The sequence below is a fragment of the Metabacillus sp. FJAT-52054 genome (assembly GCF_037201815.1).
Taxonomy (GTDB): Bacteria; Bacillota; Bacilli; order Bacillales; family Bacillaceae; genus Metabacillus_B; species Metabacillus_B sediminis.
Genome location: NZ_CP147407.1, coordinates 1876629 through 1890514 on the forward strand (window position 1 = coordinate 1876629; position 13886 = coordinate 1890514).

Annotated in this window: 19 protein-coding genes; all 19 read left to right on the forward strand. The window is 42.2% G+C overall.

All coding sequences use genetic code 11. The features are described from left to right. The 19 genes from fliE to fliQ all read left to right on the forward strand — a co-directional run bounded on the left by fliE (position 1) and on the right by fliQ (position 13885). On the forward strand, positions 1-300 hold the full coding sequence (gene fliE, locus WCV65_RS09880) for a flagellar hook-basal body complex protein FliE (protein ID WP_338781922.1): 300 nt from the start codon (positions 1-3) through the stop codon (positions 298-300). A 55-nt stretch (positions 301-355) separates the two neighbouring features. Then, positions 356-1948, forward strand: coding sequence for a flagellar basal-body MS-ring/collar protein FliF (gene fliF / locus WCV65_RS09885; protein ID WP_338781923.1), 1593 nt, complete (start codon positions 356-358; stop codon positions 1946-1948). A 15-nt stretch (positions 1949-1963) separates the two neighbouring features. Beyond that, positions 1964-2980: a flagellar motor switch protein FliG gene (gene fliG, locus WCV65_RS09890; RefSeq protein ID WP_035411933.1), complete on the forward strand. Its 1017-nt coding sequence runs from the start codon at positions 1964-1966 to the stop codon at positions 2978-2980. Beyond that, complete coding sequence (gene fliH / locus WCV65_RS09895; RefSeq protein ID WP_338781924.1) at positions 2973-3722, forward strand: flagellar assembly protein FliH; 750 nt, start codon at positions 2973-2975, stop codon at positions 3720-3722. Before fliG ends, fliH begins: the two co-directional genes overlap by 8 nt. After that, positions 3719-5038, forward strand: a complete 1320-nt coding sequence (gene fliI / locus WCV65_RS09900) for a flagellar protein export ATPase FliI (protein ID WP_035411930.1) — start codon at positions 3719-3721, stop codon at positions 5036-5038. The genes fliH and fliI overlap by 4 nt, the downstream gene beginning before the upstream one ends. Further along, complete coding sequence (fliJ, locus tag WCV65_RS09905; RefSeq protein WP_035411927.1) at positions 5038-5481, forward strand: flagellar export protein FliJ; 444 nt, start codon at positions 5038-5040, stop codon at positions 5479-5481. Before fliI ends, fliJ begins: the two co-directional genes overlap by 1 nt. A 10-nt stretch (positions 5482-5491) precedes the next feature. Next, on the forward strand, positions 5492-6082 hold the full coding sequence (locus WCV65_RS09910; RefSeq protein WP_338781925.1) for a hypothetical protein: 591 nt from the start codon (positions 5492-5494) through the stop codon (positions 6080-6082). Positions 6083-6085: 3 nt separating this feature from the next. Next, complete coding sequence (locus WCV65_RS09915; RefSeq protein ID WP_338781926.1) at positions 6086-7339, forward strand: flagellar hook-length control protein FliK; 1254 nt, start codon at positions 6086-6088, stop codon at positions 7337-7339. Between the two features lie 15 nt (positions 7340-7354). After that, the gene (gene flgD, locus WCV65_RS09920) at positions 7355-7810 is read left to right on the forward strand and encodes a flagellar hook assembly protein FlgD (RefSeq protein WP_082883915.1); all 456 of its coding nucleotides are present in this window, start codon (positions 7355-7357) and stop codon (positions 7808-7810) included. Between the two features lie 2 nt (positions 7811-7812). Further along, on the forward strand, positions 7813-8169 hold the full coding sequence (locus WCV65_RS09925; RefSeq protein WP_035411918.1) for a TIGR02530 family flagellar biosynthesis protein: 357 nt from the start codon (positions 7813-7815) through the stop codon (positions 8167-8169). A gap of 76 nt (positions 8170-8245) precedes the next feature. Next, positions 8246-9046 carry a flagellar basal body rod protein FlgG gene (gene flgG, locus WCV65_RS09930; RefSeq protein WP_035411915.1) on the forward strand — a complete coding sequence of 267 codons (801 nt, stop codon included), beginning with the start codon at positions 8246-8248 and terminating at the stop codon, positions 9044-9046. Positions 9047-9090: 44 nt separating this feature from the next. Beyond that, positions 9091-9312 (forward strand): flagellar FlbD family protein, encoded by a 222-nt coding sequence (locus WCV65_RS09935; protein ID WP_035412093.1) that lies wholly within the window; start codon positions 9091-9093, stop codon positions 9310-9312. After that, positions 9305-9730, forward strand: a complete 426-nt coding sequence (gene fliL / locus WCV65_RS09940) for a flagellar basal body-associated protein FliL (protein WP_035411913.1) — start codon at positions 9305-9307, stop codon at positions 9728-9730. The genes WCV65_RS09935 and fliL overlap by 8 nt, the downstream gene beginning before the upstream one ends. Positions 9731-9757: 27 nt before the next feature. Then, entirely contained in the window at positions 9758-10756 is a 999-nt protein-coding gene (gene fliM / locus WCV65_RS09945; RefSeq protein WP_035411910.1) for a flagellar motor switch protein FliM, read from the forward strand. After that, the gene (gene fliY, locus WCV65_RS09950; protein ID WP_035411907.1) at positions 10746-11885 is read left to right on the forward strand and encodes a flagellar motor switch phosphatase FliY; all 1140 of its coding nucleotides are present in this window, start codon (positions 10746-10748) and stop codon (positions 11883-11885) included. The genes fliM and fliY overlap by 11 nt, the downstream gene beginning before the upstream one ends. Before the next feature lie 15 nt (positions 11886-11900). Then, the gene (locus WCV65_RS09955; RefSeq protein ID WP_035411905.1) at positions 11901-12263 is read left to right on the forward strand and encodes a response regulator; all 363 of its coding nucleotides are present in this window, start codon (positions 11901-11903) and stop codon (positions 12261-12263) included. Positions 12264-12285: 22 nt separating this feature from the next. After that, positions 12286-12945 carry a flagellar biosynthetic protein FliO gene (locus WCV65_RS09960; protein WP_338781930.1) on the forward strand — a complete coding sequence of 220 codons (660 nt, stop codon included), beginning with the start codon at positions 12286-12288 and terminating at the stop codon, positions 12943-12945. Continuing rightward, on the forward strand, positions 12938-13603 hold the full coding sequence (gene fliP / locus WCV65_RS09965) for a flagellar type III secretion system pore protein FliP (protein WP_035411902.1): 666 nt from the start codon (positions 12938-12940) through the stop codon (positions 13601-13603). Before WCV65_RS09960 ends, fliP begins: the two co-directional genes overlap by 8 nt. Positions 13604-13615: 12 nt before the next feature. Next, positions 13616-13885, forward strand: coding sequence for a flagellar biosynthesis protein FliQ (gene fliQ, locus WCV65_RS09970; RefSeq protein WP_035411900.1), 270 nt, complete (start codon positions 13616-13618; stop codon positions 13883-13885). The last annotated feature ends 1 nt before the right edge of the window (position 13886 follow it).

Sequence of the window (13886 nt, forward strand, 5' to 3'; positions counted from 1 at the left end):
ATGATCAATGGTATTACTCCTATATCCCTTCAAAATATGGACGGTGTGGCAAAGGCAGCGGCACCGGCTCAAACACAGGCAGGCCAATTCGGAGACATGCTGAAAAATGCTATGAATGAAGTAAACCGTGCACAGCTTGAGTCGGATAAAATGACTGGGGCACTGGCAAAAGGACAAAATGTTGAATTGCAGGATGTAATGATTGCCGCTGAAAAGGCAAGTGTAACCTTATTATCATCAATTGAAATGAGAAATAAAGCGATTGAAGCCTATCAGGAAGTAATGCGCATGCAAATGTAAGATGACTTTCACTGCCTGCCATTGAGTCGTCATCAGAACCGGGGGAACGGAAAGAATGAATCAAAAGCTTAAAGAAATAGGTGAAAAAATCCTCCTGTTCTGGAGGGGGAAATCAAAAGGTCAAAAAGGAATGGTGATTGGGAGTTTCCTCGCAGCAGTTATCCTGATTTCCGTTCTGGCCTTCTTTTTATCCAGGCCGAATCTGGTGCCTTTATATAAAGAACTAACACTTGAAGAATCCGGTCAGATTAAAGAAACACTTGACGGAAGAGGGGTTCAATCTGAAATTGCAGACAGCGGAACGACGATTCTCGTACCGGCTGAAATGGTAAACAGCTTGAAAGTGGATCTTGCTGCCGAAGGACTTCCGGAGAGCGGTACGATCGACTATTCGTTCTTTGGACAAAATGTCGGGTTCGGGATGACAGACAATGAATTCGATGTATTGAAACTGAAGGCAACCCAAACAGAGCTTGCAAACCTCATTAAAGGGATTGAGGGAGTGAAGGATGCGAGTGTCATGATCAATCTCCCCCAGGAAACTGTCTTTGTCGGTGAGGAAGCAGAACAAGCCTCTGCTTCCATAGTAGTGACGATGAAGCCCGGGAATAAATTGGATCAGACAAGAGTGGACGCTCTTTATCATCTCGTATCTAAAAGTGTACCGAATCTCCCTGCTGATAATATCGTCATAATGGACGATAATTTTAACTATTTCAACCAAAATAAGGAAAATGATCCAACCGTAAGCAATTATGCCAGCCAGCATGATATCAAGATGGGGATCGAGCGGGATTTGCAGCAGCAGGTGCAGAAAATGCTTGGAACGATGATCGGTCAAGATAAAGTAGTTGTTTCTGTAACAACAGATCTTGACTTTACCCAGGAAAACCGGGAAGAGAATTTAGTCGAGCCTGTGGATAAAGAGAATATGGCTGGAATCCAGGTCAGCGCAGAGCGTATTTCAGAAGCCTATACCGGAGACGGTGCGCAGGCAGCCGGAGGTACAGCAGGAACAAATGAAGGGGACGTTCCGAATTATGAACAATCTGCTCAAAACGGTAATGGAAATTACGAGCGGACTGAAGAACGGATCAACAATGAGGTTAACAGAATAAAAAAACAGATTGTTGAAAGCCCATATAAAATAAGAGATTTGGGGATTCAGGTAATGGTTGAACCTCCCAATCCTAAAAATCCCGGATCCATACCACAGGAAAGAGTAGATGATATAAGGCAGATGCTGTCTACAATCGTCCGTACTTCTATTAATAAAGATGCAAATGCGAATCCAATTTCAGATCAGGATATCGAAAGCAAGATTGTTGTATCTGTTCAGCCATTCGCAGGAAAGATGCAAGCACTTGATAATGCATCATCACCCGCCATTCCTATGTGGGTATATATTGCCGGAGGTGCGCTCCTGGCTGTCATACTATTGCTTATTTTCCTTCTCTTCCGAAAAAGAAGAAAAGAAGATGAGTACGAGTATGAAGAAGAACTGGTTACGATTCCAATTAATGTACCTGATGTGAACGAAGAATCGGAATCAGAAGCAACGGTAAGAAGAAAGCAGCTTGAAAAGCTGGCAAAAGAGAAGCCGGAAGACTTTGCGAAGCTCCTCAGAACCTGGCTCTCTGAAGAGTAAGGAGGAATGTGATACGTGGCAAGGCGGGATCAAACAAAACTATCAGGAAAACAAAAAGCGGCCATTCTCTTAATCTCACTTGGACCGGATGTGTCTGCTTCTGTTTACAAACATTTATCGGAGGAAGAAATTGAACGGCTGACTCTTGAAATCTCAGGAGTAAGGACCGTTGATTCCATTAAGAAAGAAGATATTTTAGAAGAATTCCATGAAATTGCAATGGCTCAGGACTTTATATCTTCAGGTGGGATTGCCTATGCGAAGGAAGTGCTGGAGCGGGCGCTTGGTGAAGAGAGAGCAACATCAATTATCAGCAGGCTAACTTCCACTCTTCAAGTTAAGCCATTTGACTTTGCAAGAAAAGCAGAACCGACTCAAATTCTTAATTTTATTCAAAATGAACACCCTCAAACCATCTCATTGATTTTGTCCTATCTGGACCCGGTTCAGGCAGGGCAAATTCTTTCCGAACTTCCTCAAGAGGTTCAGGCAGACATAGCAAGGAGGATTGCTGTAATGGATCGGACTTCTCCTGAGATCATTTATGAGGTGGAACAAATACTGGAGAAGAAATTGTCTTCAGCCTTTACCCAGGACTACACCCAGACAGGCGGAGTCGAAGCGGTGGTTGAGGTACTGAATGGAGTAGATCGAAGCACGGAAAGAACCATTCTGGATGCTCTTGAAATTCAGGATCCTGAACTTGCGGAAGAAATAAAGAAACGAATGTTTGTATTTGAAGACATCGTTACACTTGATAATCGCGCTATACAGCGTGTAATACGTGATGTTGATAATGAAGATCTTAAGCTGTCACTTAAAGTGGCGAGTGAAGAAGTCAGAGAAATTGTCTTTAAGAACATGTCTGCGAGAATGGCTGAAACGTTCAGGGAAGAGATGGAATATATGGGGCCTGTCCGTTTGAGAGATGTTGAAGAATCTCAATCAAGAATTGTTGGGGTAATCCGCAGACTGGAAGAGAATGGTGAAATCGTAGTTGCCCGAGGCGGAGGAGACGATATCATTGTCTAAGCTTATCAAGTCACGATTCTCAAGCCAGCAGACAGACTCTGCTGCCATTGTTCCAATTATGAAAATGGAGAATCCCCATTTACTTCAGGAAGAGATAGAAGAATCTGAACAAATCAAACGTGCGAAAAGATTAAGCGAGCAAATCATCAGGGATGCACGTGCTGAAGAAGAATCTCTGCTCCAATCAATTGAAATGGCAAAACAAAATTGGGAACATGAAAAAATGGCTTTAGAAGAAGAGGCAAGGCAGTCAGGCTACCAGGAAGGTCTTGCTTACGGCAGAGAAGATGGATACCAACAAGTTTCCCAAGCTATAGATCAGGCAAACCAACTGGTTGAGCTGTCCCGTGCAGATTACCTGGAAAAAGTAGAATCAGCAGAAGAAACAATTGTTGCACTGGCTGTGAAGATGGCGGAAAAAATCATCGGAACCTACTTAAATGAACAGCCTGATCAAATGATTGATATCGTGAAGCAGCTTCTAAAGGAAGTAAAGGATTATGATGAAATCAAAATTTTTGTACACCCGGAACGATATGAATATGTACGCTCCCAGAAAGGTGAGTTAAAACAGCTTCTCACAAATGAGCAGGAATTGTTTTTGTACATGGATGACGGGTTATCACCTTTTGATTGTTTCGTAGAAACGTCCTTCGGCAGAATTGATGCTTCTGTGGATACTCAGCTTAAACAGCTTGAAAAGCAGCTTCTGGAAAGACTGGGAGAGGCGGAGACTTCATGAAAGCGGCTGATCTGCTAAACGTTGTGGAAATGCTTGATTCATATAAACGATTCGGCAAGGTTAAAAGAGTGGTCGGCTTAATGATTGAGTCCAGAGGTCCTGCAAGTTCGATTGGGGACTTATGCTACATCCATACAGGGGCGGGAAAGACGAAAAGAATTCCGGCTGAAGTAGTTGGTTTCAAAGATGAGAATGTTTTGCTGATGCCATTCTCACCCGTATCAGATATTTCGCCGGGCAGTATTGTAGAGGCAACAAAAGAACCTCTTCGTGTAATGGCGGGGATTCCGCTGATCGGATCTGTACTGGATGCTCTCGGGAAGCCTCTGGACGATGCCTCACTTCCAAAAGGCCTTTCTTATGTGGCGTCCGACCAATCACCTCCCAATCCAATGAAAAGACCGCCGATCCATGAGCCGATGGAGGTGGGGGTTAAAGTTATTGACTCACTTTTAACGGTAGGCAAGGGCCAGCGGGTAGGGATCTTTGCGGGGAGCGGGGTTGGAAAAAGCACCCTGATGGGAATGATTGCTCGAAATACGAAAGCAGATTTAAACGTTATCGCACTTGTTGGGGAGCGCGGGCGGGAAGTACGGGAATTTATTGAACGTGACCTGGGACCTGAGGGCTTAAAGCGATCCATTGTCGTCGTAGCGACATCGGATCAGCCGGCTTTAATGAGGATGAAGGCTGCCTATACAGCTACAGCTATTGCTGAGTACTTCCGCGATACAGGAAGAGACGTAATGCTTATGATGGATTCTGTTACAAGGGTGGCGATGGCACAGCGTGAAATCGGACTGGCTATCGGAGAGCCGCCTACGACTAAAGGGTATACACCTTCTGTTTTCGCTATCTTGCCAAAGCTTTTAGAACGAACAGGAACAAATGAAAATGGATCGATTACAGCTTTCTATACCGTGCTTGTTGATGGGGACGACATGAATGAACCTATTGCTGATACGGTCAGGGGAATCTTGGACGGGCACTTTGTGCTTGACCGGGCTCTTGCAAATAAGGGCCAGTTTCCAGCGATTAATGTCCTGAAAAGCATTAGCAGGGTGATGAATCAGCTCGTGCCATCCGAACATAGACATGCAGCAAGTAAACTTCGGGAATATCTTTCTACTTACCTGAATTCAGAGGATTTGATAAATATTGGTGCCTACAAAAGAGGTTCATCAGCAGAAATTGATGAAGCAATTCGGCTGTACCCAGAGATTCTCGCTTTTTTAAAACAGGAAGTTCATGAAAATGTTTCTCTTAACGAAAGTGTGCATGAACTATTTACGAAAATGGAGATGAGTACTAACTAATGGGATATACATTTCGTTTCCAAAAAATACTCGAGTTGAAGGAGAACGAAAAAGAGCAGCGGCTTTCGGAATACAACCGCTCAGTTCAGGACTTTGAAACTGCCGCAGAAAAGCTGTATGACTCTATGAAAAAAAAGGAAGTTCTTGAAGAAAACACAAAGAAACGATTAACGAGCGGAATGGCTGTGCAGGAAATCCGGCATTATCAGCAATTTGTAACAAACCTGGACCGTGCGATTGAACACTATCAAAAACTGGTGATCGTCAGCAGGAACAAGATGCAGGAAAAGCAGGAAGTACTCATGGAAAGCAACTCAGAAGTCCGAAAGTTCGAAAAAATGAAAGAACGCCATATTGAAATGAATAAAGAAATGGAGAAACAAAACGATACAAGGAGCATGGATGACCTATCGATTCGATCGTTCATGTACCGGGAAATCTAGGTGAAGGAAGTTGGAAAATAATAAAAAAGAATACGGTAAATTTCAGTGGTTTCTTTTCGTCATCCTCATCCCTCTATTCTTCACAGTCACACTTGCAGCAATCATCCTATCTGTTGCAGGAATTAATGTAGCGGGAACAGCCGCAGAATGGATATCGAGCCTAACAGGTACTTCACAAAAAAATGAAGGACATGCTTCCCAATCTGTACCTGCGAACGGTGAACTGAAAAAGGCAGAAAAAGATAATAAAGAACTGGCAGCTTCCATTTCTGCACATAAACAGGAAATAAAAGCGATGGAAAATGACGTATTGCTTAAAGAAAAAAAGATTGCAAGTCTTTCTAAAGAAGTAGAGGACTTAAAAGCACAGCTGGAACAGAAAGCTTCAGTGAAAGCAGATCAAAAGGATATTGCAAAACTTTATGAAGGAATGTCAGCCAGTAAAGCAGCAAACATCCTGCCGCTTCTTGGAGAAGACGATGCGATGAAGATTCTCAATACCTTAAAAGATGATCAAGTAACATCCATTCTTGAAAAAATGAGCCCAGAGAACGCCGCTTTATACACTGGAAAGCTTGCTGATTCTAAAGGAGGTGAATAATTGTTGATTCGTTCCATTAACCAAATGGCTGCTCCTGCAGCTCAAATGAACGGAAGCAATCCATTGAACGGTCTTTCATTTCAGCAAATGTTAATCGGAGCATTTCCTCCTCCCAATATGGAAGGGGCAATAACAGAGAGCAGTCAGCTGCCCGATTCTGCTGATAAACAAACGATTGCTCCGATCACAAAAGAAACCCTATTGCTTCTTTTGGAAGGGCTTCAGAAACAGATTCATACTTTATTGAAAGAAGGAAGTCTGGAAGAAGACAAGATCGATGAGCTGGAAAACATTGCTTCAGAACTCTTTGCTTTTTTAACGCAGGAAAATGCTCCGGCTATGTATAGCAACCTGAAAGTCAATGCAGAGCTGCAGCAGAACGGGGCCAATCACAAACAGCACCATTTAAGCGAATGGCTGACTCCAGTCAAGGCGGGACATCTAATTGAAGTTTTGACTTCACTTGAAAAAGAAGGACAGCTGCCGGCAGGGCTTAAAGCTTTGCTCACAAGCCTTGCTGAGAAAAAAACGGGTCCTGATACAGCTGCTGCTTTCATACAGAGCGCTTTGAAAAAAACAGGATCTGTCCATCAGCAATCGGCGGCTTCTGCAGCTGATATCGTTTCTTCAACTATTAATAAAGCCTATCCATTATCTGCTGCATCAGGAAAAAGCGTTCACTTATCATCTGGAGCAGAAACAGGCGCTCATTTATCTTCAACAATTGAAAAAATCAATCCTTTATCCAATGAAACCGCAAATTTCACCACTCAATCACCTTTAGCCAAGCCCGAGCAGCTCTTGCTATTTGTAAAAACTGATCCAACTGGAAACAGGGTTAATCAGGAAGATATGATTCAGCAGATTCAGCAGCTTCTTACAAGAAGTAAATTTATTGCTGTAAATGGTTCCGAGAAGCTTTTTCTTAAATTGTACCCTGAGCATTTAGGCGAACTGCGAATTGAAATTATGCAGTCCGACGGGAAATGGATGGCTAAATTTACCGCTGGAAGCTTAATGGTCAAAGAAGTGATTGAAAGCCATCTTCATCAACTCAAACAAGGCCTCACAGCTCAGCATATACAAATGGAAAAAATTGAAGTGCTGCAATCCTTTACTTCTCCAAGCAGAGATCTTCCTCAGGATCAAGGGGAACGCGGCAGACACAGCGGGCACTCAAATCGTGAAAATCCTAAAGACGATTCTCTCGAACGATCTTTTGAGGACTCCCTGAAAGAAGAATTAAACAATGAATAATGGCAGGTGACAAAATTGGAAACGAAAATTGATTCATCCTCTATGCTTTCAAGTATCAAAAAGGAAGAAAGAAAACCATCAGATGTACTTGGCAAGGATGATTTCCTGAAAATTCTGATGAGTCAGCTTCAAAACCAGGATCCTTTAAATCCAATGGAAGACAAGGAATTTATCTCTCAAATGGCCTCCTTTTCATCCCTGGAACAGATGACCAACATGAATAAAACAATGCAGGATTTCATCACCTCTCAGTCAGGAAGTTCCATACTTCAGTACAGCACACTGATTGGAAAAGAAATTACCTATTCATACAAGGAAACAGACAATGACGGAAATACAGCTGTTAAAGAAGGCAAACAAACTGTTAAAGCAATCAGTCAGAAAAACAATGAAGTGACACTCGAACTGATGGATGGAACGATCATTTATAAAGATGAAATCGTTAAGGTGTCTGATAAAGGCAGCGAGTAAGGATGGAAAATGGAATTGAAAAACTCAAACACCTTCCGCTGTCTCTATACAGACCCATTCAAAAAAAGCAAAACGACACAAGTTTTCAAACTCTTTTTCAAGAAAAACTGACCATTAGCAAGCATGCTAGAGCACGATTAGATGAGCGAAACATTGTCATCTCAGATGAAAAATGGAATTTGATGGAGGACAGGCTTTCCGAAGCAAAGCAAAAGGGTATTCAGGATGCGCTTTTTCTATCAAATGAAGGAGCTTTCATCATCAGTGTGAAAAATTCCACGCTGATTACTGCCATGAATCGAAAAGAAGCAGCGTCTCAGATTTTTACGAATATTAACGGAACAATCTTATTGGATTAACGGCTGGACCCGTCAAGGGAAGCCTGGCTGCCGACTGATTGAAGCAGTCATCCATAAAAAAATGGGGGAATTGAAAATGCTAAGATCTTTATATTCAGGAATAAGCGGAATGAAAAACTTTCAGACAAAGCTTGATGTTATTGGGAATAACATTTCAAATGTGAATACTTACGGTTTTAAGAAGGGCAGAACGATATTTCAAGATCTTTACAGCCAGTCGATCACTGGGGCGAGTGCACCAGCAGGAACAATGGGAGGCACAAACCCAAGTCAGGTAGGACTTGGTTCACAGCTTGCTTCAATCGATACCATTCACACAGGTGGAAGCCTGCAGACGACGGGAAGGAATTTAGATTTGGCTATTTCCGGGGATGGATTTTTTCAGGTTGCTGAAACTGGGAAATTCGGTGCACCTTTATATACGAGAGCAGGTAACTTTTATTTAGACAATAAGGGCGATATTGTTACGTCCGAAGGGTTATATCTAAAAAGTACGGGCGGTGGAAAAATTACGATTCCTACTACTGCCAAAAGCATGAGTGTTGGACAAGATGGAAATGTTTCATATGTTGATTCAACTGGTGCCATACAAACTGCTGGAACGATTGAGTTAGCAAAATTCCCGAATGTTGGAGGTCTGGAAAAATCAGGTTCCAACCTTTATATCGCCACTACCAATTCAGGCACAGCTGTTGTAGCTGCTCCTGGTCAATCAGGAATCGGCTTAGTACAAGCTGGATCTCTTGAAATGTCAAACGTAGATCTCTCAGAAGAATTCACTGAAATGATTGTTGCCCAAAGAGGATTTCAATCTAATACGAAAATCATTACGACATCAGATGAAATTCTCCAGGAGCTTATGAATCTAAAACGATAAGAATGGGGGCAGGGAACAGCTTCTTTAAGCTGTTCCTGAACTTAATGATTAAAGTGACCCGTTTAACCGGACAGCCATTTTACTTAAATGCTTTACAGATTGAGTTAGTAGAGTCATTCCCTGATACAGCTATTACCTTAACCAACGGCAGAAAATTCATTGTGAAAGAAAAAGAAGAAGAAGTGATTGAGCGGATGACAAATTTTTATCGGGAAATTGGCCTTTTAGCCATGACGAACAAGCTAAAGGAGCAGGAAAATGAATAAAAAGCTATTATCCATTATGTTTATCATTATTACCTCTATTACGCTGATTGGAGTTGCGGCATTAGCGGTAATGACTAATTTTTTTGAGAAAGACACATCAGGAGCGCCAACCATTGATGAAATAGTGGAGGCTTCTGTTGAAGTTCCTGAGCTTACGACAAATCTTGCAAGCGGGAATATCGTCCGGATTTCCCTAAAGTTAGAAACAGATTCAAAGAAAGCAAAGGAAGAGCTTGAAAAAAGAGAGTTTCAGGTAAAGGATGTCATCATCTCGGAATTAAGCAATATGAACGCTAAACAGCTTGCAGGAAAGAATGGCAAGGAATCGTTAAAGAAAACGATCATGGGAAGCATTAACAATCTGATGCAAGAAGGAAAAGTTGAGAAGGTCTACACTACCTCCTTCATCCTGCAATGATGAATATTTGTTTAAGGAGGTAACGTCATGTCCGGTGAAATATTATCGCAAAATGAAATTGATGCACTTCTATCAGCCATTACTACAGGAGAAATGGATGCAGAAGAGCTTAAAAGAGAAGAAGCGGAGAAAAAAATCAAAACGTATGATTTTAAAAGAGCTCTGCGCTTTTCCAAAGATCAGATCAGAAGCCTTACCCGGATCCATGAAAACTTTGCCCGGCTTCTTACTACGTATTTCTCTGCACAGCTGAGAACGTACATCCAGATTACTGTGGCATCCGTTGATCAGGTTCCATATGAAGAGTTCGTGCGTTCGATGCCTAAGATGACGATTTTGAATATTTTTCAAGTTCAGCCTCTTGAAGGCCGGATTGTCATGGAAGTCAACCCGAACATCGCTTATGCAATGATGGATCGAGTAATGGGCGGAATTGGATCTGGTTTTAATAAGATTGATACATTGACAGAGATTGAAACAAGAATTATGTCCAATCTTTTCGAAAAATCCCTTGATAATTACAGGGAGGCATGGAGTTCAATTACAAGTATTGAGCCGGAGATGCAGGAATTTGAAGTGAATCCGCAATTTATTCAAATGGTTTCTCCAAATGAAACGGTTATTGTCATCTCTCTGACAGCCCAAGTAGGAGACACCAGCGGAATGATTAATTTATGCATCCCGCATGTCGTTCTTGAGCCGATTATTCCAAAGCTATCCGTTCACTACTGGATGCAGTCAGACAGGAAAGAACGGAACCCTGCGGAAACAGAAGCTCTTCAAAAGCGGATTGAATTGACAGATATTACGGTTTCAGCAGAATTAGGTTCCTCTGAAATTACCATTCACGAATTTATGGAGCTGCAATCCGGAGACATCATTCAAATGGATCAATCCATTGATCAGCCGCTCCTGATTAAAATAGGAGACAAACCAAAATATACAGGACAGCCTGGAAAATTAAACCGCAAATTAGCTGTGCAGATTCTTGACCACTATTTTGGGGGTGACGAAGATGGGGAGTAATGAAATGCTATCACAAGATGAAATCGATGCATTGCTTAAAGGTACTGGATTAGAAGAAGAACCGGCTAAAGGTAAAGAGGTTGGAGATTATCTGGATGAAATGGAAGCTGATGCGCTCGGCGAAATTGGAAATATATCATTTGGGAGCTCTGCTACCGCTTTATCCACTTTACTGAATCAAAAAGTGGATATCACCACACCAGAGGTATCAATTATTGAAAAAAACAAGCTTGCTCATGAGTTTCCTCAGCCTTATGTGGCCATCGAAGTCACTTACACGGAAGGATTCTCTGGCAGTAATCTGCTTGTAATTGAACAAAATGATGCGGCGATTATTGCAGACCTGATGATTGGAGGAGATGGAATTAATCCAGATCCCTCACTAGGCGATATTCATATCAGTGCCGTTCAGGAAGCAATGAATCAAATGATGGGTTCGGCTGCAACAAGCATGTCTACCATTTTTAACAAAAAAGTAGATATCAGTCCGCCTAAACTTGAACTATTGAACATCAACGCAGGAGAGGGAACGGATGCCATTCCTGATTCAGAATTAATTATTAAGGTGTCTTTCCGGCTAAAGGTGGGCAACTTGATTGACTCAAGCATAATGCAGGTTCTTCCTCTGCAATTTGCAAAAGATCTTATTTTTGAATTGATGAATCCTCCGGCACCGGCAGCACCCGCTGAACCGAAAGTCCAGACGCCTGCTCCTGAAAAAGAGCCTGTACATCAGGCCGCAAACGGAGCCGCTTATCAGGAATATGCGAAGCAGCCTGAGCCTGCCTACAATCCGCCTAAGCCTGAGTATGATGTGAAGCCGGCAGAATTTGCAAGCTTTGAGCCGATGCAATCTTTAAGCGGTGATCGCAGAAATCTGGACCTGCTGATGGATATACCTCTGCAAGTGACCGTAGAGCTTGGCCGTACTAAGCGGTCCATTAAAGAAATCCTCGAGCTGTCTTCAGGCTCCATTATTGAGCTTGATAAACTTGCAGGTGAGCCAGTAGACATACTAATTAACCGTAAAATCGTAGCAAAAGGCGAAGTTGTTGTCATCGACGAGAACTTCGGAGTTCGAGTAACAGATATTATCAGCCAGCAAGACAGACTAAATAAACTTAAGTAAACGGGAGTGGCAAACATGGCAAAGAGAATTTTAATCGTAGACGATGCAGCATTTATGAGAATGATGATTAAGGATATTCTTTCTAAAAATGGATTTGATGTAGTAGGAGAAGCAGCAGATGGTGCACAGGCAGTTGAAAAATATAAAGAACATCAGCCTGATTTAGTTACGATGGATATCACCATGCCTGAAATGGATGGCATCACAGCCTTGAAAGAAATTAAAAAATTAAATCCGAATGCCAAAGTAATTATGTGTTCCGCAATGGGGCAGCAGGCTATGGTAATCGACGCCATTCAAGCTGGAGCGAAGGATTTTATCGTTAAACCCTTTCAAGCGGATCGCGTAATTGAAGCTATTCAAAAATCACTTAGCTAAGCCGGTGTGCAGCGTGCAAAAAATGATGAAAATTACAGCAGCCGCTCTTATTTTTCTAATCTCAGTTTTTTCTCCTTTTCAACACCATATATCTGCGGCAGCCGAAAAAGACGGCACGGTCCAGGATTATCTTCAGCAAAAGGATAAAACGACTGATTCGGAGAAAAAGAGTGAGAAATCTGTCCCTGCTCCCCAGGTGGAAAACAAGCCTGGGGTTACCGCGTGGGACTTCATAAAAATGATTTTTGCAACTCTTTTCGTAGTCGGTCTTATCTATATTCTTTTCAGGCTGATTTCATCAAGAAACAAGCTGATGAAACCAGTGAATTATCTTCAGACACTGGGAGGAACATCTTTAGGTCAAAACCGATCGATTCAGCTTGTAAAAGCGGGTGAAGAGGTTCTTCTAGTTGGTGTAGGGGATTCCATTCAGCTTCTTAAAGTGATTGAAAACGAAGAAGAAGTGGAACGGATTATTCGTCAGTATGAAGATAAAGGTGTCGATTTGCAGGGAGCAAAAACGATCGTATCAAAGGCAGTTCAATCGATCGGAGTTAAATCTGAAGAAAAGAATCGTTCATCCTTTAAGCAAGCTCTTCAAAAGCAGCTTGAAGAACTTGGATCAGAAAGAAAGCAAAAGGAACAAGAGTGGATCAGGAAAGGGACTGGAAGAAATGAATGAGCTTATGGGCATATTGGGTTCAGGGGAAGCCGAAAGTGTAAGCACCTCCGTTCAGCTGCTGCTTTTGCTGACCGTGTTATCTCTGGCACCAAGCATCTTAATCCTGTTTACGTGCTTTACAAGGATTGTCATTGTCCTGTCTTTTGTCAGAACTTCCCTTGCAACGCAGCAAATGCCTCCAAATCAAGTACTGATTGGACTTTCCCTGTTTTTAACTTTTTTTATTATGGGACCTGTTTTATCTGAGGCTAACGAGCAGGCGCTCACGCCATTATTGGAAGAGAAAATCACGCTGGAAGAAGCGTATGTGAAAGCGGAAAAACCATTTAAGGAATTCATGAGCAAACATACAAGACAAAAAGACCTGGAATTGTTCTTAAATTATGCAAACATCGAAAAACCTAAAACAGTCGATGACATCCCCATAACTGCGCTGGTTCCGGCCTATGCCATTAGTGAAATTAAAACAGCCTTTCAAATCGGTTTTATGATCTTCATCCCATTCCTTGTCATTGACATGGTCGTAGCAAGTATTCTGATGTCGATGGGGATGATGATGCTTCCTCCCGTTATGATTTCACTGCCATTTAAGATTTTGCTCTTTGTACTCGTTGATGGCTGGTATTTGGTGATTAAGTCACTGCTTCAAAGTTTTTAAGGAGGAATATCAATGAGTTCGGAGATGGTCATTTCCATTGCTGAAAAAGCGGTTTATACTACCCTGCTGATTTGCGGGCCGCTGCTGCTTGTCGCATTGGTTATTGGTCTTGCGGTCAGTATTTTTCAGGCAACTACTCAAATTCAGGAACAGACTCTTGCATTTATTCCAAAAATAGTAGCTGTGATGGTCGGACTGATTTTTTTTGGACCATGGATGCTCACAACACTGGTATCCTATGCATCCAGTATTTTTGGCAATCTGGATCGGTTTGTAGGCTAAT